The sequence below is a fragment of the Gimesia chilikensis genome (assembly GCF_008329715.1).
Lineage (GTDB): Bacteria > Planctomycetota > Planctomycetia > Planctomycetales > Planctomycetaceae > Gimesia > Gimesia chilikensis.
This window is the reverse complement of the sequence record NZ_VTSR01000022.1, coordinates 75,556-99,232: the sequence shown is the minus strand read 5'-3', so window position 1 is coordinate 99,232 and position 23,677 is coordinate 75,556. Positions and strand designations below refer to the sequence as shown.

Sequence of the window (23,677 nt, the reverse complement as noted above, 5' to 3'; positions counted from 1 at the left end):
AACGAACTGTGACCCCGTCCATCATTACGAAAACACTCCAACAGGGAACTGCCATCCCGGCTCATCCCCTGGCCCTGAATGCCTCCCGCCAACTGGATGAACGCCGGCAAAGGGCGCTCTCGCGCTATTACATCGCCAGTGGTGTCGGTGGACTTGCAGTCGGCGTGCATACAACACAGTTTGAAATACGCGAACCGGGAATCGACCTGTTTCAGCCCGTTCTGGAACTGGCCAGTGAAGAGATGGACCGGGCCGATGCGACGCGACGCGTGCCCCTGATTCGCGTCGCGGGGATTTGTGGCCCCACCGATCAGGCCACCCGGGAAGCCAGTATCGCCCGCGAGGCCGGCTACCACTATGGTCTGCTCAGCCTGTCTGCTCTGAAGGAAGCCGACGAAGAGACGCTGATTCAACATTGTCGCGCTGTGGCTGAGATCATTCCCGTCTTCGGATTCTATCTGCAACCCGATGTGGGCGGACGACTGCTCCCTTACTCCTTCTGGCGGCGGTTCTGTGAGATTGAAAACGTGGCCGCGATTAAAATGGCTCCCTTTAACCGCTATCACACTCTGGACGTGATCCGCGCGGTGGCAGAATCGGGCCGCGAAGATATCGCCCTGTATACGGGGAACGATGACAATATCGTGCTCGACCTGGTCACGCCGTTCCGTTTTCGTTCGGGAGAGAATGTCCTCGAACGCCGCATCCGGGGTGGCCTGCTCGGACACTGGGCCGTCTGGACCAGCCGGGCTGTGGAGATTCTCGATGAATGTCAGCAGATCGCGTCCCGCGGCGAAGCCATCCCGCTTTCGATTCTGCAGTTGAACACCGAAGTGACGGACTGCAACGCGGTCTTCTTTGACGTCGCCAACCGGTTCCAGGGTTGCATCCCCGGCATTCATGAAGTGCTGCGTCGTCAGGGACTACTCGAGGGAACCTGGTGCCTGAATCCCCAGGAAACCCTGGGGCCCGGTCAGTTAGCCGAGATCGATCGGATCTACGAAGCTTACCCGCATCTTAATGACGATGCCTTCGTGGCGGAGCATCTGGACGACTGGCTCAGTGGTTGAGCCCCGTTAAATCCAATCCCGTGATGCGTCTCAAAATGGCAAATAACTTGAGTCAAATTCCGGTAAAACAGTTCGAAACCCAAGTTTCAGATCGGTCTTGACGATAATAACTATGTCGGGTAAGAAGTGCTTCTCCTCACCGGGCCAACCTGCTCACAGACGCAATCTCCCCTAAACACAAGATGAAAAAGCATTTAGCGACGAAGGACCGTCTTCATGTTTGACGAGAATATGACTCGGATTCTGCAGGAAGCAGTCAACGAGATGTTAGTCTGGGTTGGTTTTGGCACTCTGGTAGGTCTGGCTGCCAAGGCGATCATGCCCGGAAAAGATCCAGGCGGTGCCGTCAGTACCATGCTGATGGGGATCGGCGGCAGTGTCGTCGGTTGTGGAACCCTGATGTTTTTCTGGGACGGAGCCCGCGTCACGCCGATCAGCTCGATCGGTTTTCTGGCAGCCACCGGTGGTGCCTTCATTCTGCTGTTTTTCTATCGCATGCTCTCCGGTTCCTTTTTCACCGAAGCCGAAGATGGCGAACGCTGGTTACACCGTCGTCGCAGACGCCGTCGTGCTCGTGACCTGGCTGACGAGACCTATTAAACCGGGTCCAACCTGCTCGATCAGCAATCGATGCTGACCCCTGCCTTCTATCTGCTCACGAAGGTAGTTTCGAGAATACGTCCCCACCTGACCAGTATGCTGATTCACGCATCTGGTAGAGTAAAACGCATTGACAAATACGTGTATGTCCACCAGAATCGTAAGCTGACATCTGCTCAGTCCCTTTGATCGCGAGCGGGCTGACGACAGGCTACTCAGCTGAGGACGATTCATGAGATTCTTATCACCCCACCCAGGAGATCCCAACTGGTTTCTACTGGCGAAAGCCCTGATTGGTGCGGCCATGGTCATCGGGGCACCGTTTCTGATCAAACCGACATACAAAAAAATCAGCGAAGCCAGACAAAGCGCGAACTGGCCTCAAACGGAAGCGGAAATCACACGATCTGAGGTCAAGACCGGTCAAAATCGTGGCAGACCTTCCTGGGATCCCATCGTTTCTTATCGCTATTCGGTCGATGGAAAAAACTATACGAGTTCAGACATCGCCTTTCGCGGGTATTCGACTCCCATTCCCTCCCACGCTGAAGAGGTCGTCAATAAATACCCCGTAGGCTCAAAGCACCCGGTATATTATTCTCCAGAGGATCATTCCAAAGCAGTCCTGGAAAAAGGGTCGAACTGGCTCGTCAACCTGAGCCCATTGATCCCTCTCGTGCTATTGATCGCGGGTGGTTATTCCGTCTATGACAACTATACTTTTCTGCGTTCCCGCTTGAGCCAACCGAAGAAAAAGAGGAAGAAAAAACGAGCATCAACCAGCACATCCTCCTCTCCCGATTCGGCTTTACAACGCCGCAGACGACACATCAGGAGAAACCAGAACGGTGGTTAACCTCTATTTTTGATTGAGTAGAAAAGCAGCTGAACCTGATCAGACCATTCAGACCGGTGATTGGCGGGGATTCAGGCCCCCTGTTTTTCCGGTTCTCGCTTGCAATACATAACCTAATAATCTATATACTCTTAAAGTCATGGCCGAGTGGCGGAATTGGCAGACGCACGGGACTTAAAATCCCGGGTCCGTAAAGGGCGTGCGGGTTCGAGTCCCGCCTCGGCTATTACTGTTTCTCTTTGCAGAACTGCTTTCTGCGTCCCCCACCTCAGGTGCTTCTCTTTCGCATTTGCCTGCGCAATATCTGTCCGCTGCTGGTTACAGATACTCCTCCGCTTCCTGTTTCAATCTGACACAGGAATCCAGCATATAAATCGGGGTTTCTCTAAAAACTAAAATCAGACATAATCCTCCTGATAGAGACGCTTCACACAGACTTGAACAGTTCAAGACCTGAACTCCAGCTCCCTCTACATGAGGCACAGGGACCAGGTCGGTCAGCCCTTCAACACAGCACAGAATGCGAAACCAGCACATGGATGTTGCTTTGACCCCAATTCAGGATCTCAATCTTCTCCCCGAACTGCTTCAGCCTTCCACTCGCTTGCAGATCAATGAAAAACTGCGACAGGAGATGCTGGAACAACGGGAGACAGAGCGGTCTGCCCAGTTACAACTGATCCTGGATGTGAATCCGGACCTCTATTTTCATCTGAATTCACGAGGTGTCATTACCCGCTTCGTGAATGAAAAGAACCAGCACCACTTTCTCCCGGTCGAAACGGTACACCAGCGACATCTGCACGAGATCTTCCCCCCGTCTGTTGCCAGCCAGTTTGAAACGGCACTGCAGGAACTGATCCAGTCACAGGCACCAGTCACTTTTGAATACGCACTGGAAATCACTCAGGCGATGCGCTGGTTCCAGGCTCGGCTGCTCCCTTACCAGCCAGAAGAGACGCTGGTGATTATCCAGGACATCACACAAAGAAAAACCGCAGAAATTAAATTACAACACGTGCATGCCCGTCTGTCAGAAGCGCAGCGGCAAGCCCACATCGGCAGCTGGGAATGGGATACCCGGGAGAACACACTCTGGTGGTCGGAAGAGATCTATCGCATCCTGGGGCTGGGCGATCTCGATTTTCAGCCCACAACGCAGACCTTTATGGAAATGGTGCACGAAGAAGACCGAAAGCTGGTCACCCGGGTGATCAGCAACACTCTTGATAACAGGCTGCCGTTCAGTTTCGAGCATCGTATCGTGCGGCCCCAGGGAGAGATTCGATACGTCCATCTGCAGGCAGGGCTTAAGCCGGACGCCTCGGGAGAAAGCCAACTCATGTACGGCACCATTCAGGACATCACCGAAAAAGTTGAGGCCAGCAGAATTGCCCAGGAGTATCGGGATGAACTGGCCCATGTGTCCCGTCTGGTCGTAAAAGGGGAACTCATCGCCGGGCTGTCTCATGAACTGAATCAACCTCTCACAGCGATCGCCAATTACTGTGGTGCGATGAAAACTCTGATGGAGCAGGGAGAAGACGTCAGCCAACTCCGCGATAAAATTGAAAGACAGGCACTGCGTTCCGGTGAGATTATCCGCAGACTGAAAGCATTTACTCAAAAACAGCCTCAACAAAGGTTCCTGTTTAATATTCACGACAGTATCCGCAGCGCTCTGCAGATCATCAACTACCAGATCCGCCTGAAACAGATCGAAGTCAAAACCTGCTTCAAGCATAAGTTTACGACCGTCTATGCTGACCGCGTGCAGATTGAACAGGTGCTGGTCAACCTCTTTAAAAACGCGGTAGAAGCCATGGAACATTCCCCGGCTCCCCGCACGTTGACCATTTCGACGGCTTCCACACCGGACAGAATGATTCAGATCTCCGTCTCAGATACCGGCTGCGGTGTTCCCGAAAGCTTCCGCAGTAAGCTGTTTACTCCTTTCGCGACAAGTAAACAGTCCGGACTGGGAATCGGCCTGTCACTCAGCCGCTCACTGATCCAGGCCGCGGAGGGAAAAATGTGGTTTCTTCCCAACCCCCGCAGAGGGGCAACCTTCTGTATTCAGTTGCCTGCCTGTCAGAAGCCCCTCGAACGTCCCCGTAGTGAGCTCAATCGGCAAATCAGAGCCGACGCGGCTCACGACTGAAGCGACTTCCCGCTCAGGAATGATTCAGCTGCAGCATCGCCCGGGCGGGAAGGTAGCGTTGCACCATCTCATACAGGACATCGAATTTGACCGGTTTGCTGAGATAGTCTGTGCAGCCGGCAGCAAGGCATTTTTCCCGGTCGGCAACCAGGGCATGCGCCGTGATCGCAATCACGGGAACCGCTATTTCCTGTTCCCGTAAAAGCCGTACCGCCTCATAACCGCTCATCACAGGCATCTGCATGTCCATCAGAATCAGATCGAATGCAGCATTCTGTGCCACAGCGGTTTGAATCTGATCCACGGCCTCTTTTCCATTGGATGCCGTTTTGACATTCAACCCCATCTTGTTTAACAAATATGTAAATAGACGACGGATCTCCGGAGTATCATCGACCAGCAGAATCTTCTCCGCATTACCACAGGACCGCTGGTCCATTTCAGGGCCAGTGATGTCCTTCCTGTTTGAGTCAGCAGCTTCGAACTGGAATCCCAGTCCGTGGGACAAGAGCTGATCTTCATCCGGTTCCAGATGCAAGGTGACGGTGAAGACACTGCCCCGATCCAGGGTAGACTGCACGGTCAGATTACCGCCCAGGATTTGTACCAGCTTGCGACTCAGCGTCAGTCCCAGTCCGGTGCCACCATAATTTCGCGATGTTGAACTGTCGGCCTGGGTAAACGGCTCGAAGATGGATTTCAGTTTTTCAGCAGGGATCCCGATCCCTGTATCACTCACACTGAACTGCAGAATCCGATCCAGGGGAGACTGCGCAGACATCCGCACATCCAGTTCAATATGCCCTGCATTGGTAAACTTGATGGCATTACTGATCAGGTTCGCCAGGACCTGTTTCAATCGCGCCGGATCAGTCTGAATCGACTCGGGTATTGATTTCTGGTACCGCGTCTGGAGACTGAGCCCCTTCTGAGATGCCTGGGGCTGATATTCGTCAATCACTTCCCTCAGGACCCGCAGCGGAGAACAGTGGACTTTCCGGATGGTGAAGTCCCCCATTTCGATCTTGGAGAGGTCCAGGATATCGTTGATGACCTGCAGCAGATGCGCGCCATTATTCTGAATAATCTCAATCAGTTCCTGCTGCTCCTGCCCGTTGGAATGCTCTTTCAGGAGATCGGAGTATCCCAGAATGGCCGTCATCGGAGTGCGTATTTCGTGACTCATGTTCGCCAGAAATTCACTCTTAGCCTGATTGGCCCGATCCACGATGCTCATGGCGGATTTGAGCTGAAAATCCTTGCGTTTCATCTCTCTGCGAGACTGTTTGAGCCGCTCGACGTATTCATCCAGTTTGTTCTGCGACTTGCGCTGCTCGCTGCAGTCTCGGAAAACACCGATGAATTGAATCTGGTCTGCAGGGTCATCAACGGGCTTCAGAGTCAGCTCGGTGGCGAAACAGGAGCCATCCTTTCGCCTGGCCATCATATTCCGGGCAGTTCCGGATGCTGTCCCCAGTGATTCGACAACATAATGGTCGAACTGTTCGAGACTGGACTCAGAAATCAGTTCTCGAATATTCTGCCCGCTCGCGTCTTCGCGGCTCCAGCCGAAGAGATCGCTGATGGAATTCGTCGCCGCTAAAATGACGCCCCGCTCATCGACTGCGATGGAAACATCAATACTCAGTTGTAACAGCTGACTGGCAAATTGATCCTCAACGGATCGACTTTGTCTGGATGTCATGACAGGCCCTTCTGTCTGGCAGAATGATAATACGCTTAAGTTAGACTTTTCCCCTTCAGATAATTCAGCTTGTGAAAGACCCCGATTTCTTGTCACTCACTGAGAGAGTTAAAATATGCTGATGTTCCGTTTATCGACTTTCGATCAGTCAAAATCGATGGGGGAATCCCCCCAATCCAGCTTAGGGACAGACAGATCGCGCCTCACAAATCAAAGGCAACAGGTTACAAACAGAGTGGTTAAGCAAGAATGCCAGCAGACAGGGATAGCCATTGAAAGGCTTAGTTAAGTCTGAACGATCAGGCAGATTATCCTGCCGCTCAGTGGCTGGTTGAGTATGACAGAATGGAACTCAGGCGTCGTTCCCATCTCTCTGAAAACCGGGCAGGTCTTTGATTTTATATAGAATATGCACGATATCCGTCGCACTCGAAATGCCCAGCTTGTTCAACACATTGGCTTTATGTTTTTCCATGGTGCGGTAGCTGATGGACATCGCATTCGCAATCTGTTTTCCCGCCTGACCGTCTGCAATCAGGTGAAAGACCTGTTTTTCACGACGGGTTAAGTTGTCATAGAGTCCAAGATATTCCTGACTGTCCGCATCGGCAGGACCGCCTTCCTCGTTGAGTTGTGATCTCGCGTATTCGATCGCTTTGATGCACTTCTCTTTCTCAAACGGCTTTTCCAGGTAGTCGCAGGCCCCAAGCTTGACTGCAGAAACTGCTTTTTCAATATCTCCATAGGCACTCATCATCACGACCGGATAGTACAACCGCTGCTTGCGAATCAGTTCCATTGATTCAATCCCACAGATTTCGGGCATGACCAGATCGATCAGCACACAACCCGGAGTGGAATTCTCTTTCGATTCCAGAAATGCGTAGACGTTGTGATACGTTTTTACTTCATAACCTGATGTGGAAAGTAGTGTTGCAATAGAATCCAGCACGTCGAGATCATCATCGATCACATACACGACAAAATCGCTCATTCGGGCCTCTAAAAGTGTGTCTGTTCAAAGTTGTCCAGGCATCTAATAGAGAGTCGTAGAATCACGCCGTTCAATTTCAACCTGAACAAGGAACGCGTTCCCGTCAAAGACTCTCATTCGCAAGCCACAGATCTCAGTTCCTCTGTTAAATCCATTAAGAAAGCAAAAGTGCTTTCAGATAAGGGCAGTCAATATAGTTCCCCCCTCTGCAAGCTGATGGCCCGCTTTCCTTACTTATCTATCTCTTTGTCTATATTAGATACGTGATCGTTAGGAGCAGGTCGACAATGTTTTCTTCAAGTTATTTAGTTTGAGATACTTGCCAGATTTTTTTTATAGATCAAGCAGTACCGATTTCCAGTGTGGTTCTGTATCCAGGAATTAAAGGACACAAAAAGTACCAACTGCATGTAGAGGGGAGGAATACCGAGGAAACGATCCGTCGTCTCGAACTTCAGGTCTTTTCAAAATGCGGCTGAAATATAGCGTCTATCGCTCACAGGCATGCTGATGATCAGCTTGAGAGCAGCCCTGATAACAGGAATGCTGGCTAAAACAGGCATGACCGTTTCAATTTAGCTGGCATCAGAATCGATTTGTCTTGGAGTAAGATAAAGGAGTGAAACAGGCCCAATTACGTATAAACATAGCACCTGAACACACCCTATTCCACCTCTTTTACCTATACTAATCTTCAAATTCAATAAGGAGGTGATTACTCTACTTGGAATTGGGTAATATCCCCCATTTTTATTTTATTTCGAGAAGGCGATAGATGATTAAGTGAAAGACCCCCAAATCAAGTAGCTGACAGCGAATGATTTTAATTCACAGCAGGAATCGAAAATGAAAATACTGATTGTCGATGAAATCGGGTTCATTCGTCAAAGTTTGAACCAGAAACTCTCCCGCCACAATTTTGACACGGTATCTGCAGAGAGTGGGGAAGAAGCGCTCGCCATTCTCAAAACAGATTTTTCCGTCGACGCCGTGCTCACCAGCCTCTTCCTGCCCTCCATGAATGCCATCGATCTCTACAAAGCCGCCTCAAAAATTGAACGTTTCAATGACGAAGGGATCATCCCCCCGCTTAACTTCTTCCTGATGGTCACTCGGGAGCATGGAACATCCTCTCCCCGCATGAAAGAAATGACCAGGGACGCACTGGCGATCGGGTTTAAAGATCTATTAATTAAACCCATTGATACGGAACTGCTCGTCAACAAATTGCGTGGTTCCGTGCGCTCGTCAGAACCACCGCCGGAAATAGAAGAGCGGGAACCAGTTGTTGCCGCCAGCACAACAGAAGAGACTCGACAAAGCACTCAGCGCATCGACGGCCTGGCTGTCATGCAGAACAGTCTGCATGCGCTGAAAAAAGAGATGTGTGAGTCCATTGATATTCTACTGGAAGAAGTGAACCGCAAAGTCAGCAAATGACGTATGAAGTGCCTGGAGTCTCTGCTCCCGGCACTCTGGTTCAGACTTCAAGGCGCACAACGGGCAGGAGGCTGGCTGACCAGATCCCGCAGTACTTCGCGTACACGAATCGCCTGTTCGGAATTCATTTCCAGGTAACGGTCGCGTCCCAGTTCTTCCGGCTGGAATTTCAGAAAACCGTCGTCTTCTACGGTCACCCGTCCCGACTGTGACAACGTGAAATATCCGTCATCCGGCCGAACCGCATAGAGTACACTGGTCAGATCCCAGCTGGGACGATCGTGCTCGGGACCGCTGTGCAACAGATAGGCTTCGCGCACGATATGATGAGGACGGTAGCTGAAATCCCGCGCGATGCTCTCCCGTGGATAGCGAACCGCGATGCCAATTTCAAAACCGCTCCAGATCACGGGAACTTCCCGGGGCCACTGGTTGACGAAACGCTGCATCGACTTGATTCCGTTGCGAATATTGGCTTCCAGAAAGTGCTGATTGCCGTCAATCGGTTCAAACGCGCCAGCCATCACGGATACCAGACTCACTTTCTGGCGGATCAATTCCTTTCCGCTCAGAGGGCTGATCTCATCGGCCTTCGATTCCACCAGATCTGCGAGATTCGCTGCCAACCCGACCTGAATCAAGACCACCGAATGATCCGGCTGTGCCATCAGTGTCTTACGCAGCACAGTCACCGCATCAGGTAAATCTTCGTTAGAGCGGACATCATGTGGATAGCGCCACTCCTCTTCGTCCTTTTCATTTACCAGCTTCAGATAACGGCTCTCGCGACGTTGTGCATCCCGGGTCACCCCAATCGGTATCTCACCCCGCCCGTAGAACGTATTCACAGCATCTGTGAAGGGCCCGGTCAACGGGTTGATCTTGGAGATTGTGACAGCCAGCAGTTCGCACTCCCCTCGATCCGCCAGTGTATGCAGCATGGCCAGTGCCAGCACATCATCCACGTCTCCGGAAATATCGGTATCAAAAATGACCCGCACCGGCTCTCGGGCAACGCTCACTTCAGACATGATCAGCAGCGCCAGTACGATTCCACAAATTGATCTCAAACTCATTTCGTTAACCATTCACTTCAGCAATTAAGAATACGTTTCCACCGGAAGCAACCAGAAGGTTGTGGCAAGGACTGCTTACTTCTGCTTCTGCTGTTGCCGGGCCCGGTTCTCCATGATCCGCTGCAGCTTCAGCTGCTCAGCCGCCAGGGCCTCATCAGAAACAGTGGCCGGCTTGACCGGACTACGATCCAGCGATTCATCTCCGGGAATCGTACGGAGTTTGATACCGCGATACCAGACTGGATCACCATGATCCTGCAGATAAAGTACACCTCCCCTGTCTGTCAACTGGGCACCCCGGTTTGCCAGCAGTTCCACATGCCAGGCATAACGGGGATCGGTGTAATCAAAGTCGATCACTTTCTTTCCGTTCAACCAGTGCTGAATAACGGTCCCTTTGCAGACAATCCGCCCCTGGTTCCACTCGCCGACCGGACGCGTCGCATCCTGCGAGGGTGGCATACAGAAGTAAAGTGAGGCAGCACTCGTGCGGGGATTTTTCCCATCCGCATGTTTCTCATTATCCAGAATCTGGTACTCATATTGTCCGGGGCGATAGTACACGCCGCTGTTACTTCCTTCGCCGACTTTCCACTCAAACTTAAGTTCGAAGTCGTCCGGCAGAGGTTGCTGCTTCAAAGTCAGGCTTCCCCCTTTACCGGTTCGGGCAATCACCCCTTCCTGAACTTCCCAGTTACCACTCTGGTCCCAGTTCTTCAAATCTTTGCCATTGAACAGTAACTCAAAGCCCTGCTCCTGTTCCTGCTTCGTCAGTTGATTGGGTGAACCGGGCTCTGCTGCGCACCCCCAGGTACAAAACTGAAAGAGGCACAAACAGGTTAAGAGCGCACTGGGTTGCAATAAATTCATCTCGATTCCTCTAACTGATTATTCTTGTTTCTGATCCACTTGCTTCAACATCGACAGTACCTGTGCGGTGATTTTGACGGAAGCATCCACTTCGAGATAGCTCCAGCTCGACCGCCAGGTTTCATAGCCTTGCAGGATGTGTTGTTCCGGCGTCGGTAGATAACCGTTATAGCCGTTGGCCAGGGCAATCACAAAGGTTGGCTTGAGCGGACTTTTCTGTTTGATCTCCAGCCCGATCTCCGCAAACACTTCGCAGGGAATCGCGACAATCCCCAACTCGCCAATCCGTAGCGTCTGCAGTTTCAGATTCACACTCCCGGGCCACTGATCAATATTCACTGTCTCCTGGGCATAGACTTCATTAGTCGTCAACTTCTCAGGATCTTTCGCAGCCGCCAATAGCGCTTTCGCATATTTCACTTCGTCCGCATTCGGCTTCCGAATTCCCAGATCCAGCGTGCGTTCTTCCATCGCGAGCGTTACGTCCCTGCGGTACTTCAGATCCTTGACCGCCCGATAAGTCCGATCCGCGATTACTTTTGCGACGGCGGTGATGCGTTCAAACACACCGGCCCGTGGACGCGGTTCTCTGAAATTGATGTTATTGATATCGCCGCTGGAACCGTTGGACATAATTCCGACAAACGTCTCATCGCCCCCCAGTCGTTCCTTGATCTGACGGGCGAATTCACCGAAATAGTCAGCCGAGACCTGGTTCGGCGGCAGTCCTCCTACATAATGCAGCGAGTAATTCGCCAGCAGAGCCAGCGGACGCCCGTCGGCGTGTTGTACCGACAGGATTGAAATATCCGGGTCGGTCGGGCCGGCCGGTTTGATCAACAAGTCACTGCCCCGGGGCGGATTCATCCGCACCTTATCGGTCGTCTTTCCAAACGGATTCGGCCTGATTCCGCCTTCTTTGACATACCAGCGTCGATTATTCACCTCAGCCGGTTCCGGCACCACGGCCCAGGCAATTTGCGCGGGCGCCAGCCGTGAATTGGCTTCGATGATCGCCTGTGCGATACTCTCCGTCAGAAACTGCACATATTCAGGACTCGGCGTGCATTGTGCGAGTGGCGTCACTGCGGGAGCGGTATGCGTGTGTGTCGCGGAGGTCAGCATGTGGCTGGTGGGGATCCCGGTTTTCTGAGCGGCGATTGCTTTCGCAGCATCAAAGATCTCCCGCGAAATCAGACAGATATCACAGACCACAAAGGCTACCCGCGTGTCACCACGTTTTAAGACCAGAGCCCGGGCATGCAAGGTGTCATGCGCCCCTGTCGCCTGTCGATCCTGAAAACTGCCCACCATTGAAACCGGATATTTCGGCGGGTTGATATTCACTTTCGCCGCTCCCGCCTGGAGCAGATCATCTGCCTCTGCAGATACAGTCAGCGAGCAGGTCAGCAGCAGAGTGCAACACAAAATCAGTCGATACATCAGAGACTCCAGTAAGAGGATCGTTTATTTAGCCGGTTGTGGTGTTGCGCTCTGGGTGACATCTTTTTTCCAGACCTCGAAAGCTGCCCTCAGGCTGTCAACACGCTCAGGCTGCTGCTCAGCCAGGTTCTTTGATTCGGAAAGGTCTTCACTGAGGTTGAACAGTTCCACCGGAGTTGTTCGATTCTGATTCAGAACCAGTTTCCAGGGTCCCTGCCGTACCGCCGAATTACCACGGTAGTCCCAGTATATTTTCCGTGACGGTAGTTGCTTCTGTGCGGTTAACAATCCCGCCAGACTCACACCATCCAGTTGATGTCCCTGGGGAACGCGGGCCCGGGTCAATTCCAGAATTGTGGGCATGACATCGATACTGATCGTGGTCTGCTCACAGACCGTTCCCGGGGAAATCTTACCCGGCCAGCAGGCAATCGCCGGCACGCGGTGTCCCCCCTCCCAGACGCTCCCTTTAAAACCGCGCAGTGCCCCGTTGGATCCTTTGTTATTTGCCCCATTGTCCGACAGGAAGAAGATCAGGGTATTGTCGGTCAGATTCAGTTCCTTGAGGACGGCGACAACTTTGCCGATGCCCCTATCCATTTCGGTATTCATTTCCCGGTAGGCATTCGCGATATCCTGGCGTTTGGCTGATTTAATTTCGCCGCCCCCCTCTTTCCGCATCGCCGGGTCGTTTGGTCCCTGATAAGGATAGTGCACCGCTTCATGTGCAATATAGACAAAGAAAGGTTGCTGATGCTGCTCGCGGATAAACTTGACCGCATGCTCGGTAATCAGATGCGTCGAATACCCCTGCTCTTCCCGGTTGAGCTCGGCACCATGCCACCAGTCAAATACGCCCGTCTGATCGAGATGGGCCAAGTAATCCACATTGCCGCTGACGTAACCCACAAACTGCTGAAACCCTCGAAATGTCGGATTGTACTGCCGCTGATAACCCAGGTGCCATTTGCCGAACATCGCTGTCCGATATCCGGCATCCAGCAGGCACTGCCCCAGGGTGACTTCATACTTCTGCAGACCATGATGGCGATTCTTTTTCGGATCGGCATACACCACGCCATCAATGCCGGCCCGCTGCTGATAGCGTCCCGTCAACAGTCCTGCACGTGTCGGACTGCAGACCGCACCGCTGGAATGAAAATCGGTAAACTTCATCCCGCATGCTGCCAACTGGTCCAGATGGGGTGTCTGACAGTTTTTACTGCCGTAACAACTCAGGTCGCCATAACCCAGATCATCGGCCATGATCAATACGATATTGGGCCGCTGCGATGTTTCTTCAGCGATTGCCAGCGCAGGAATGAGTAACGTGATTAGCATCAGCAATGATTTCAGCAAGAGCGCACCTCTCAATCAGTCAAAGCAAGTTTGAATCAGCAAAGCCGCCCCACTGTTACCGGAATTCATGAACGCAGGGGAAGATTAACCGTAACGGCGCAGGCTTTACCATCGCTTTATTAGACTGGAGTGACTGACTGAAATCAATCTCACATCGCGGTGCCGCACGTCTCAGGCAAAGAGTTCATGCATAATCCGACCGTGGGGCACCAGCATCGTCGGTCGACCGGTGTTCGTGTAATACTCTTTCAGTGGATCAATGCCCAGTGCGTGATAGATCGTGGCGGCAATGTCATCCGGAGAGATCTCGGTCTGGTCATCCGGTGCATCGCCGGCTTTAGTCGTCCCGCCGATCATCTGTCCCGGTTGCACTCCCCCGCCGGTCAGCAGGCACCAGTTCACACGGGGATAGTGATCGCGGCCCGCGTTCTCATTGATCTTCGGCGTCCGCCCGAATTCGCCCATGATCACCACCAAAGTTCGCTCCCAGAGCCCCTTCTGCTTGAGCATTTCCAGTCCCGCGGTCATTCCCGCATCCAGCGGCGGTATCAGGCGTCGATGCCCGGCAAAGTTTTCGGTATGCGTGTCCCACCCCTGGTAGGTCACGGTTACAAAAGGCACGCCATATTCGATCAGACGACAACCCAGAAAGACAGACTGGCTGAATTCATCGGCACCAAACATCTGGCGTAATCTGGGTGATTCCTGCTCGACATCAAAGGCAGCCCGGGCCCGTTTGGAAGTAATCATGTGATAGGCCTGGGAACCAAACTGATCGAGTGCGTCCAGTAACTGGCTCTCGGTCTGTTCCCCTTTAAACCGACGATCCAGCTTGTTGAGCAACTGCTGCCGCTGATTGACTTTTTCCAGCGTCAGACCTTCCGGCAGCGAAATCCCCCGCACCTGGAAAGGCTTTCCCGGTTGAGGTACCGTGTTCGTCTTAAAAGGCGCAAAGGCATCTCCCATATAGCCGGCGTTCCACTCCGTTTTGGGAATCGCAACATAGCCGGGCAGATCGGGACGGCTGGGAATCTCTTTGGTGATCACCGATCCCAGCGAAGGATAGATCAGCGCAGGCACAGGTCGATTTCCGGTCGAAATCCAGGACTGCCCCTGGGGATGTGCTCCCGCGGAATGCGAAATCCCACGCACCAGTGTGAACTGATCGGCCACTTTTGCGTATTTCGGCAGATACTCACACACCTGATGCCCCGGCATACAAGTCTGGATGGACTTGAACTCCCCCTGCGTTTCCACCGGTGCTTCGGGCTTCATGTCCAGCGTATCAAGATGCGAAACCCCACCCGCCAGATTCAGGAACAGGACCGCATCTGCCGACGATTTCTTCCGGGCAGGAGCCTCTGCCCGGGCGGCTGACAGTTTCAGGAACCCGGGTAATGACAGCCCCAGTCCACCCAGGAACCCCGCCTGCAAGACATCTCGTCGCTTAATCTGTTTCCGTTGCTTCATAATTCCGTCCTCATGCGCTCTATCGATCGCAAATTTTCCCATTCCGCGGGTCTAATGATTCGTAATGAATTCCTGCGTGTTGAGCAGCGCCCACATCAGGTCCTGGAGTCCCTCCTGAATCGTTTTGGTCGTCTGAAGGTACTCCAGGCTGTCGTGCAGTTCTGGCTCTTCCGGCATTCGGGAAAGCGTCCGCAGGTAGGCTTCCTGAATCAGCTCTTTCCGAGCCGCAGCATCCAATGTCTGTTGTTCCATTTCTGACAGCCAGCCATCCGGGCGGGTCAGTTGACTCAGCATCTCGGCATCATTGCGTACATAGAGCGACTGTAACAGCGTCGGCTGATCCTGGCGTTCACAATCACAGTTGGTTGTCCGCAAAGGTTTGCCGAAAACCAGCAAAGAAAAGTCAATCGACCGTGCCTGGAACGAAAGCGGGTGCTGTGTAATCTTGCGCCCGTCCATTTTGCTGACGTGCTGTAGCAACTTCTTGTCTCCCGCTGTTGCTTGTTGAATTGCATCGATGGCGACTTCCGCCGGTAGTCTCCGCAGCACAGCATGACTGAAATTGCGGGTATCTTTCCGATTGCTCTCGTTCGGTCGCCAGCTGAGCTGATACGTCCGGCTGTTGGCAATCGTCCGATGCAGCCACTTCATATCGTAACCGCTCTCAATGAACCCCTGCACGAGGTAGTCCAGCAGTGCCTTGTTACTGGGTGGGTTCGCCTGATTCAGATCATCCGGCGGATTGATAATCCCCACGTTGAAGTAATGCGCCCAGATCCGGTTCACGAATGCTTTCGCAAAATAATGATTGGGCTCGTTCAACATCCACGCCATCAGTAGCTCACGCGGATCCTGAACTCCGCTGATGTTGATCTCTTCTCCCCCCAGCAGTTTGGCAAGCTGCTGATCCCCCTGCGCGGGTTCAATATAAACTTCCCGCCAGGGAATCGACCGTCCCTCAGCCGCAATCCGCAGATAACTCTGTCTGCGCAGGGCTGCGGTATTGAGCTTCACCGGCACGCCCAGCATGTTCCGCGTCTCTTCATGCAGGACGCGGGCATCGGGGGGCACACCGAATTTGATACGTGTGAAAAACTCGGTAAACAGCTTGAAATCCTGCTGCGACCACTCGTCGAAGGGATGCTTATGACACTGGGCACAATCCAGTCGCATGCCCAGAAACGTATAACCAAAGGCGAGCGCCTTATCGGAGGGCACCGTCATGTTCGAACGCGCCCAGTAGTGGGGCATCGAATTATCCAGGGCGGTGAAGTCAGCCCGGTCTTTCACACTGGTGAACTCACTCTGTTGTGCCATGAACTCTTCAAAAGTCTGGCCCGGCAGTCGACTCGTACCCAAAATGATTCCCGAGACAATCTTATCCCAGCCGACATTGTCTTCCACCCGACGCCGGATCCAGGCATTCCACTGACCGGCCACCGGTTGTGCCATTTCGGTCCCGCCCAGGTAGCCCGCGTTACTGCCTGTCAGGTCAGACAGCTTCAAACTCCACCAGGCCACGTAACCGGGTCGCGCGAGCAGTTCCTCAATCTTCTGGCTTCGTTTCTCGGTAGATGGATCTTTGAGAAAATCCCGAATCTCGTCCGGCGTCGGAAGCGTGCCCGTCATATCCAGGCTGACGCGTCTGAGAAATTCTTCATCCGTACACAATTCAGAGGGCTGGATACCCAGCTTCTGCAGTTTGTTGAGCACATGCCGATCCACAACAGTCGGCGTGGGGACCTCGGGATATTCACCCGGCTGATACTCCCGCACCGGCTGCAGGACCTGCGTGGAAAAGATTCCGTTATCGTAATACGAAATGACATAAGTATCGCCGGGAGCTTTCGCCTGAATCACACCCTCCGGAGTGACTTCCGCGACACTGTCGTCTTTGGATTCAAAGCGGGTCAGGCAGGTCACATCTTCACGCGTCCCATCCGACCAGACGGCGATGGCTTTCAACGTCGCCGACTCTCCCTTTTTCTTAAAGACGATCTGTCGGGGCGTCACATCCAGCCTTACAAAACGGGGTCCCTCCGGTGAAACCGACGCGGCTCCCACAGCAATCCAGTCGTGCAGCAGCTGTTGTTCCCAACCGCCGGGTGGCAGGCGCAGCCCCCCTTCATGTTCGTCTTCCGAAGTCGGCTTGTTCAATACCAGGCTTTGTTTCGGGTGCTGTTTGTCGATCCGTTCCAGCAGGTTGTCATGGTCCAGCTTGAAGTCATAGCCGAACATCGACAGTTGAAATCCACCGCGCCCCTGAAACGAGCCGTGACAGTTGCGACTGTTGCACCCCAGTCGCCCCAGCAGCGGAATCACATGCTTTTGGAAATCAGGAACCAGCTTCTCTCCCGCTGCGATCCGTTCTTGAATCGGTTTCAGCAGTGGTTGCTCTGTGGTCGGAACCTGCTGTTTCTGCTCAGTCAATGCAGCCAATGTCTCTGGGGCTGTTGTATCTTCAGTGAACAAAGCCGTCTTCGAAAGTTGAGTTTTCAATTCTGACAGAGCCTTTGAGGTCAGCCCCGTGTGATAGACTTCCAGGCCTTTCAGATGTGAAAGTTTTGAAAGTGCGTCTGTCGCATCAGGAGCCAGTCTGCAACGATTGAGACAGAGGTATTCCAGCGCGGGCAGCTTCAATTCTGCCAGTAGCGTGCCCCTGACCTTCGTTCGCGCGAGGTAGAGCGTCTTCAACTGCGGAAATGCGTTGAGCGCAGACAAACCCACATCGCTGACCTGGGTTCCCGAGAGAAGCAGAACTTCCAGATGCTGCAGTCCTTTCAGAGAAGCCAGCCCCTGGTCGGTAATCTTTGTATTGCGCAGTGAGAGTACTTTGAGCTGCGTCAGTTGTGAGAGCTGTTTCAGTCCCGCATCGGTGAGCTTTGTATTGTCGAGGTAAAGTCGCTCCAGACGATTCAACTTCCGGAGGTGCTGCAACCCTGCATCCGTGACCTTCGATTCCGAAAGTAATAAGGTATCCAGGTTGGTCAGGTCCTGGAGATGAGGCAGTACTTCATCCCCCAGGTGTGGGCAGACCAGGGCCAGGTAATCCAGCTGATGAAACTGTTCGAGGTGAGCCAGCTTTTCGGCGGTGACGTGCGGCTTGCTGAACCGTACGAGGCGGACCGTGCCATCTTTGTTCTGCTGGAGATTCGTATAAATCCCGCGCAGCTCCCTTATGGCGAGCTCCTCGGGCGTCTGCGCCACAACGGGAGCGTCTGTTTCCGCTGCAACCACCTGCAACGGCAGCATCAGCAATAACAGCCACAAGGATCTGGTCGGACGTGGAACGCGCATACTTCACCTCATCACACAAGTCGGGTAAGGTGTTCTGTGAGCCGCTTACATAAGCACACTCTAATACGTCGCGTCCCTGTTAGCAATGTTAAATAATTGCCCGCCCGGTAAAAACGGAGATCAGAGCCTAAACACGGCTATTGGGCCGTCCAGCCCCCATCGATGGTCCAGCAGGCACCGGTGATGGATTTGGCCTGATCCGAGCAGAGATAACTGACCATCGACGCCACCTCGGCAGGCTCAATCATGCGGCCCGTCGCAGAAGCTCTCAGGAAGACCTGACTTTCCACCTCTTCAGTGCTGATCCCCAGAGTCTCCGCCTGGGCCGCGATCTGCTGTTCGACCAGGGGCGTACGCACATAGGCAGGACAGATCACATTGGCGGTAATCTGAAACGGTCCCCCTTCCAGGGCCGTCGTTTTCGTCAGTCCCACCAGTCCATGCTTGGCGGCGATGTACCCCGCTTTATTGAGCGAGGCCACCTGGGAATGAATCGAGCCCATGTTAATAATGCGTCCCCACCGCCGCTGTTTCATTCCGGACAGGACATACTTTGTCAGCAGAAAAGGCGCTGTCAGCATCACCTGCAGCATCTTCTCCCAGACCGCTTCCGGAAATTCTTCCAGGGGCGAAACATGCTGAAAGCCCGCATTGTTGACCAGGATATCCACGCCACCCCACTCCCGGGTCACCTGCTCCACCAGCGACTGACACTGCTCTACCTGCGACAGATCGGTGGAGACAAACAGTGTTCGCTGTCCTTCCGCAGACAGCTCCGTGAGATATTCAGGCTCGTGCAGATCGGCGATCACCACATCACAGCCTTCATGGAACAGCGTCCGGGCGATTTCCGCCCCGATGCCGCTGGCAGCGCCGGTGATCAAAGCGACTTTGGCTTGTGTCATGGTTTAGTCCTCTTTCAAAATCTGCTGAATCCGCGCCAGCTTCTCATCGCGCCAGGCGGCCCGCTCGGCTCGCCCCTGTTGTTCCAGGTACTTCTGCGTGCCCGCCACCGCTTTCTCTTTGGCTGACTCGGGAATCCGGGTCCAGGTCTGCATGTCTTCCCAGTACGCTTCGAACGAAGCCCCGATGGTATCGAAGAACTTCTCGTAGCCGCCCTCTCCACCACCCAGCTCATAAATCAGGTGCTGTCCCATTAGCGCCCAGCGCAGACCCGGTCCCTGGCAGAGGGCCGCATCAATGTCTTCCACACTGGCGACCCCTTCGTCCAGTAATGCCAGTGACTCACGCCAGATCGCCGCCGCCAGTCGATTGGCAATATGCCCTGGCACCTCTTTATTGAGGATCACGGGATACTTGCCCAGCTGCTGGAAGAAGTCGCGTACCCGTTCGACGGTCTCTGGCGCTGTCTGTTCGCCGGGCACCAGTTCCACCAGGGGGATCAGGTGCGGCGGATTGAAAGGATGCGCAATCAGCGCGCGTCCGGGGTGCTGCATGACTGACTGCATCCGCGTCATCAACAGTCCCGAAGAACTGCTGGCCAGAATGGCGGTCTCGGGAGCAGATTGCTCGAACTGCCGATAGACGTCGGCTTTGATCTCGTAATCTTCAATCACCGATTCCTGAACGTATTCTACATCGGTTAACAACTCCTGCATCGAGTCAACCAGTTGCAGATTCTGGAGACCGACGGCTTTCGCTTCTGCGCTGAGCAGTTCCAGTTTCACCAGCCGCTGCAGATTGTTCTCCGCTACGCCGAGGGCCTGCTGTTTCACTTCCTCGTTCACATCATAGATCCGGACATTCAGCCCCTGCGCCGCGAAAAAAGAGGCCCAGCTCGCCCCAATCAAACCTGCTCCCAGAATCCCAATTTCCTGCATGCTGTAACGCCCTCTTTCTTAGATAGTCACTTTAAGCGGACTCAAATAACATGGCGATTCCCATGCCGCCCCCAATGCAGAGCGAGGCAATGCCGCGGGCCGCCTGCTGTTTCCGCATCTCATGTAGCAGCGTCACTGCCACGCGGGCTCCGCTGGCTCCCAGGGGATGTCCCAGGGCAATCGCCCCGCCGTTGACGTTCACGCGGGCTTCATCCCAGCCCAGCTTCTTGCCGACCGCCAGGGCCTGTGCGGCAAAGGCTTCATTCACTTCCAGCAGATCGATGTCCGCGAGTTTCAACCCCGCGTCCTGTAACAGATCTTCAATCGCATTAGCAGGCCCCATGCCCATGAACTGTGGATCCAGTCCCACATTCGAAAAGCTGCGAATCCAGGCCAGCGGTTTCAGCTTCTGTTCTTCAACAAACGCTTCCTCCGCGATCAATAGCGTCGCGGCCCCATCGTTGATCCCCGAGGAATTCGCGGCGGTCACCGTCCCTCCCTCTTTTTTGAAGGACGGACGCAGACACGAGATTGCTTCCAGGCTCGTTTCTTTCCGCGGATGTTCGTCAACGGAAACCAGCTTCGGCTCCCCTTTGCGTTGTGGCACCGAGACGCTCACGATTTCCTCATCGAATTTCCCCGCCGCCAGGGCGTCCTGGTAACGCTGCTGGCTCTGTACCGCAAAACGGTCCTGGTCTTCCCGCGTCACCTCGTATTTCTCTGCCAGGTTCTCGGCGGTAATGCCCATGTGACAATCATAAAATGCATCCCACAAGGCATCGTGGATCATGGAATCGACGAGCTGCTGATCGCCCATCTTGAATCCACTGCGGGCTCCTTTTAGCAGATAGGGAGTGTTACTCATACTCTCCATTCCGCCCGCCAGAACGACGCGCGACTTGCCACACAGAATGGACTGCATCCCCAAAGCAACCGACTTCAGACCGGACCCGCAAACCATGTTCACGGTCGTCGCCGGGACATGATAAGGGATGCCCGCGTGCACGGCCGCCTGTCGAGCCGGGTTCATACCACAGCCGGCGGTGAAGACCTGCCCCAGGATGACTTCATCTACCTGCAGTGCGGTCAACTGACTCCGCTTGAGTGTCTCCTTGATAGCCGTCGTACCCAACTGGACTGCCGACAGATTCTGAAAGGCACCGTTGAAGGCACCAATGGGTGTGCGGACGGCTCCCAGAACGGCAACCCGCTGTTCTCCCTGCTGACTCATGTTTCTGAACCTTGAAATAAATCCCGTAATTTCCGCCGCATCACTTTGTTGGATGCCGTGCGGGGCAACTGTTCGATCTCGCGCACCGCCTGTATTTTAAACAGTGGATTGAGCTGACTGCGAATGATCTGCTGCATGCTGGACTGCAGGGCTTCTGCCTCGAAGTTCGCTTCCGGCTGCATGACGACATAAATCACCAATAGACTTGGACCACCGCCCGCCGGGGGCACTGCAATCGCGGCCACTTCCCTTACGCCTTCCGCCTGGGTGAGCAGTTCCTCAATCTGCACGGAGCTGACTTTGATCCCTCCCAGGTTCATCGCATCGTCAATCCGGCCCTGCGCCCGGAAATAACCGTCGGGCAACGCTTCGATCTGATCACCGTGCCGACGCAAGAGTTCCCCCTCCGGTCCCGGCGGGATGTCGGCAAAGTAGACCTCATGGTGATCGCGGTTGATCAGGCGGGTCGACAAGCCGATCACAGGAGGCACGAAGAAGACTTCCCCATTTTCAGTCAGGTGACCTGCTTCATCCAGCAGCAGCCAGTCGAAGCCCACCGCCGGACAGGCAAACAGGCCGGGCACACCCGGCTTCAATACAGTACCCGTAATGTAACCGCCGCCGGTCTCGGTTCCGCCACAGTATTCAATCACGGGACGATAACCGGCCCGCGACATCAGCCAGAGCATATCATCCGGATTCGAACATTCTCCGGTCGAACTGAAAACCTTGATCTGCGTCCAGTCCAGCCCGGCGACACTATCCTGGCTCCGCCAGGCAGAGACGATACTCGGGACCAGCCCCAGCATGGTCACACGGGCGTTCTGTACGAACTCACAAAACGCGCGGCTGGTGGGCACCGCATCGCTCAACGCGAGGGTGGCGTCGTTGATCAGCGTGGCATACACCAGCCAGGGGCCCATCATCCAGCCCAGATTGGTCGGCCAGCAGACGACATCGCCAGCCTGAATATCATGATGCAGAAAGCCGTCGCCGGCGGATTTGATCGGCGTGGTCTGATCCCAAGGAATGCCTTTGGGGTTGCCCGTCGTTCCGGAAGAAAAGAGAATCGTGGTTTCATCGTGCGGATTGCGGGGCTCACAGGTCAGCTCCCGGTTCTCCGAGAGAAATTCCGACCAGGTTCGGTCCCCTGCGCGGAGCGGCACCTGTAGCGTCTCCTGTTCGGGCAACACGATCGCGGGGAGCCGTTGTTCCTGGCCGAGTTTGGCATAGAGGGGCAACTGTCTGCTGCCGCGGGAGATGACATCCTGGATGAAGATGAGTTCCGGCTCGGTAATCTTCAGCCGGACCTGCATCTCTTCGGCGGAGAAGCTGTCGGCAATGGTCACCACCACACAACCGGCGGCGATGATTCCCAGAAAAATTGCTACCGATTCCACTGTCATCGGCAGCATGACGGCAATCCGGCTTCCGGGCTCGTAACCCGCTTCCCGCAGTCCATTGGCCACCTGCGCGGTCAGCTGTTTCAATTCGGTATAGCTGAGTTGCTGCAGTTCCGAACTTCCTTTCTGGAAGCAGACGGCTGTCTCGTCGGATTTATCGCGAAAACAACTCTCGACGATATTCAAACGCGCCCCGGTTAACCACTGGACCTGTTCGATGCCTGTCTCAACGTTCATGATCTCACGCGGCGACTCCTGAAACTGGATCCGCAGGGAATCGATCAGCTTCTGAGTAAAATGGCCTCGATCGTGTACCGACCAGGAGTGCAGATCTTCTATACTGTGCAGATTCAATTCATTCAGCCAGCCGGCCAGATTGGATTCCGACAGTTCCCGCTCCCCTGGAAACCAGGCCGGGGCAGGCGTACCACTCTCAAGCTGACTCTGATAGACACTGTGATACAACAGCTGATGGACGGCGAACGGGAGCTCGGGAGTGAGGAAATCTGTGACCAGCGTCTGCCAGAGTTCATTTTCGTGCTGTGAAGGTAAGGCCTGCAGTCTCTGTTGCAGCTGAACCGCTGTTTCAGGCGAGAGACCACAGTTTTCGAGCGCTACAGCTGTGATGTCCATGAGTGATTCCCAGTTCAATTGTGCATCCCGTCAGCAGCATGGTCCATGTGCTCACGGTGGGGTTCTCTTTTAGACTCTACCCGTTCCGCCGGCAATTCGCCAGTTCAGGCCGCTGCTTCGTAAACGCAACAACAAAAAAGAGTTGGGAACAAATATGTTTTTTGATTTATCTTTATTAACAGGCTTCCATTCAGCACGGGAATTGCGAAAATGATATTATCGGATGCG

Annotated in this window: 17 protein-coding genes and 1 tRNA gene; 6 read left to right on the top strand and 12 right to left on the bottom strand. The window is 54.0% G+C overall.

The window, feature by feature from the left end:
* Window positions 1–8: 8 nt before the first annotated feature.
* The 5 genes from FYZ48_RS24210 (at window position 9) to FYZ48_RS24190 (ending at window position 4,687) form a co-directional block, all read left to right on the top strand.
* A complete protein-coding gene (locus FYZ48_RS24210) occupies window positions 9–1,070 on the top strand; it encodes a dihydrodipicolinate synthase family protein (protein ID WP_149345127.1) in 1,062 nt (353 codons plus the stop codon).
* A gap of 216 nt (window positions 1,071–1,286) precedes the next feature.
* A complete protein-coding gene (locus tag FYZ48_RS24205) occupies window positions 1,287–1,670 on the top strand; it encodes a GlsB/YeaQ/YmgE family stress response membrane protein (protein ID WP_145441137.1) in 384 nt (127 codons plus the stop codon).
* Between the two features lie 232 nt (window positions 1,671–1,902).
* Window positions 1,903–2,526 carry a DUF3592 domain-containing protein gene (locus FYZ48_RS24200; RefSeq protein ID WP_149345126.1) on the top strand — a complete coding sequence of 208 codons (624 nt, stop codon included), beginning with the start codon at window positions 1,903–1,905 and terminating at the stop codon, window positions 2,524–2,526.
* A 141-nt stretch (window positions 2,527–2,667) separates the two neighbouring features.
* A tRNA-Leu gene (locus FYZ48_RS24195) sits at window positions 2,668–2,752 on the top strand.
* 309 nt (window positions 2,753–3,061) lie between these two features.
* Window positions 3,062–4,687 carry a PAS domain-containing sensor histidine kinase gene (locus tag FYZ48_RS24190; RefSeq protein WP_187782190.1) on the top strand — a complete coding sequence of 542 codons (1,626 nt, stop codon included), beginning with the start codon at window positions 3,062–3,064 and terminating at the stop codon, window positions 4,685–4,687.
* Between the two features lie 13 nt (window positions 4,688–4,700).
* Here the strand turns inward: FYZ48_RS24190 and FYZ48_RS24185 are convergent, their stop codons facing one another.
* Window positions 4,701–6,392 carry a PAS domain-containing sensor histidine kinase gene (locus FYZ48_RS24185; RefSeq protein WP_149345124.1) on the bottom strand — a complete coding sequence of 564 codons (1,692 nt, stop codon included), beginning with the start codon at window positions 6,390–6,392 and terminating at the stop codon, window positions 4,701–4,703.
* A gap of 352 nt (window positions 6,393–6,744) precedes the next feature.
* Window positions 6,745–7,386: a response regulator transcription factor gene (locus tag FYZ48_RS24180; RefSeq protein WP_149345123.1), complete on the bottom strand. Its 642-nt coding sequence runs from the start codon at window positions 7,384–7,386 to the stop codon at window positions 6,745–6,747.
* 846 nt (window positions 7,387–8,232) lie between these two features.
* On the opposite strand from FYZ48_RS24180, the gene FYZ48_RS24175 reads away from it, so the two are divergent.
* Window positions 8,233–8,826 (top strand): response regulator, encoded by a 594-nt coding sequence (locus FYZ48_RS24175; RefSeq protein ID WP_145041764.1) that lies wholly within the window; start codon window positions 8,233–8,235, stop codon window positions 8,824–8,826.
* Window positions 8,827–8,873: 47 nt separating this feature from the next.
* On the opposite strand, the gene FYZ48_RS24170 is transcribed toward FYZ48_RS24175, so the two are convergent.
* The 10 genes from FYZ48_RS24170 to FYZ48_RS24125 all read right to left on the bottom strand — a co-directional run bounded on the left by FYZ48_RS24170 (window position 8,874) and on the right by FYZ48_RS24125 (window position 23,449).
* The gene (locus FYZ48_RS24170; protein ID WP_390625143.1) at window positions 8,874–9,857 is read right to left on the bottom strand and encodes a nucleoside hydrolase; all 984 of its coding nucleotides are present in this window, start codon (window positions 9,855–9,857) and stop codon (window positions 8,874–8,876) included.
* A gap of 120 nt (window positions 9,858–9,977) precedes the next feature.
* Window positions 9,978–10,772: a 3-keto-disaccharide hydrolase gene (locus FYZ48_RS24165; RefSeq protein ID WP_149345121.1), complete on the bottom strand. Its 795-nt coding sequence runs from the start codon at window positions 10,770–10,772 to the stop codon at window positions 9,978–9,980.
* A gap of 18 nt (window positions 10,773–10,790) precedes the next feature.
* Window positions 10,791–12,215 carry a neutral/alkaline non-lysosomal ceramidase N-terminal domain-containing protein gene (locus tag FYZ48_RS24160; RefSeq protein ID WP_149345120.1) on the bottom strand — a complete coding sequence of 475 codons (1,425 nt, stop codon included), beginning with the start codon at window positions 12,213–12,215 and terminating at the stop codon, window positions 10,791–10,793.
* A 24-nt stretch (window positions 12,216–12,239) separates the two neighbouring features.
* Complete coding sequence (locus tag FYZ48_RS24155; RefSeq protein ID WP_149345119.1) at window positions 12,240–13,556, bottom strand: sulfatase-like hydrolase/transferase; 1,317 nt, start codon at window positions 13,554–13,556, stop codon at window positions 12,240–12,242.
* A 189-nt stretch (window positions 13,557–13,745) separates the two neighbouring features.
* The gene (locus FYZ48_RS24150) at window positions 13,746–15,044 is read right to left on the bottom strand and encodes a DUF1501 domain-containing protein (RefSeq protein WP_149345118.1); all 1,299 of its coding nucleotides are present in this window, start codon (window positions 15,042–15,044) and stop codon (window positions 13,746–13,748) included.
* Between the two features lie 51 nt (window positions 15,045–15,095).
* Complete coding sequence (locus FYZ48_RS24145; protein WP_149345117.1) at window positions 15,096–18,341, bottom strand: DUF1549 domain-containing protein; 3,246 nt, start codon at window positions 18,339–18,341, stop codon at window positions 15,096–15,098.
* Between the two features lie 137 nt (window positions 18,342–18,478).
* On the bottom strand, window positions 18,479–19,246 hold the full coding sequence (locus FYZ48_RS24140) for a 3-hydroxybutyrate dehydrogenase (RefSeq protein ID WP_149345116.1): 768 nt from the start codon (window positions 19,244–19,246) through the stop codon (window positions 18,479–18,481).
* 3 nt (window positions 19,247–19,249) lie between these two features.
* A complete protein-coding gene (locus tag FYZ48_RS24135) occupies window positions 19,250–20,182 on the bottom strand; it encodes a 3-hydroxyacyl-CoA dehydrogenase family protein (RefSeq protein WP_149345115.1) in 933 nt (310 codons plus the stop codon).
* 31 nt (window positions 20,183–20,213) lie between these two features.
* Window positions 20,214–21,413 carry an acetyl-CoA C-acetyltransferase gene (locus tag FYZ48_RS24130; protein ID WP_149345114.1) on the bottom strand — a complete coding sequence of 400 codons (1,200 nt, stop codon included), beginning with the start codon at window positions 21,411–21,413 and terminating at the stop codon, window positions 20,214–20,216.
* Window positions 21,410–23,449, bottom strand: coding sequence for an AMP-binding protein (locus tag FYZ48_RS24125; protein WP_149345113.1), 2,040 nt, complete (start codon window positions 23,447–23,449; stop codon window positions 21,410–21,412). Before FYZ48_RS24125 ends, FYZ48_RS24130 begins: the two co-directional genes overlap by 4 nt.
* Window positions 23,450–23,677: the final 228 nt, after the last annotated feature.

Coding starts and splice junctions, on each gene's coding strand:
- FYZ48_RS24205 (WP_145441137.1), top strand. CDS start 1,287: ATGTTTGACGAGAATATGACTCGGATTCTGCAGGAAGCAGTCAACGAG.
- FYZ48_RS24200 (WP_149345126.1), top strand. CDS start 1,903: ATGAGATTCTTATCACCCCACCCAGGAGATCCCAACTGGTTTCTACTG.
- FYZ48_RS24190 (WP_187782190.1), top strand. CDS start 3,062: ATGGATGTTGCTTTGACCCCAATTCAGGATCTCAATCTTCTCCCCGAA.
- FYZ48_RS24185 (WP_149345124.1), bottom strand. CDS start 6,392: ATGACATCCAGACAAAGTCGATCCGTTGAGGATCAATTTGCCAGTCAG.
- FYZ48_RS24180 (WP_149345123.1), bottom strand. CDS start 7,386: ATGAGCGATTTTGTCGTGTATGTGATCGATGATGATCTCGACGTGCTG.
- FYZ48_RS24175 (WP_145041764.1), top strand. CDS start 8,233: ATGAAAATACTGATTGTCGATGAAATCGGGTTCATTCGTCAAAGTTTG.
- FYZ48_RS24170 (WP_390625143.1), bottom strand. CDS start 9,857: ATGTCTGAAGTGAGCGTTGCCCGAGAGCCGGTGCGGGTCATTTTTGAT.
- FYZ48_RS24165 (WP_149345121.1), bottom strand. CDS start 10,772: ATGAATTTATTGCAACCCAGTGCGCTCTTAACCTGTTTGTGCCTCTTT.
- FYZ48_RS24160 (WP_149345120.1), bottom strand. CDS start 12,215: ATGTATCGACTGATTTTGTGTTGCACTCTGCTGCTGACCTGCTCGCTG.
- FYZ48_RS24155 (WP_149345119.1), bottom strand. CDS start 13,556: ATGCTAATCACGTTACTCATTCCTGCGCTGGCAATCGCTGAAGAAACA.
- FYZ48_RS24150 (WP_149345118.1), bottom strand. CDS start 15,044: ATGAAGCAACGGAAACAGATTAAGCGACGAGATGTCTTGCAGGCGGGG.
- FYZ48_RS24145 (WP_149345117.1), bottom strand. CDS start 18,341: ATGCGCGTTCCACGTCCGACCAGATCCTTGTGGCTGTTATTGCTGATG.
- FYZ48_RS24140 (WP_149345116.1), bottom strand. CDS start 19,246: ATGACACAAGCCAAAGTCGCTTTGATCACCGGCGCTGCCAGCGGCATC.
- FYZ48_RS24135 (WP_149345115.1), bottom strand. CDS start 20,182: ATGCAGGAAATTGGGATTCTGGGAGCAGGTTTGATTGGGGCGAGCTGG.
- FYZ48_RS24130 (WP_149345114.1), bottom strand. CDS start 21,413: ATGAGTCAGCAGGGAGAACAGCGGGTTGCCGTTCTGGGAGCCGTCCGC.
- FYZ48_RS24125 (WP_149345113.1), bottom strand. CDS start 23,449: ATGGACATCACAGCTGTAGCGCTCGAAAACTGTGGTCTCTCGCCTGAA.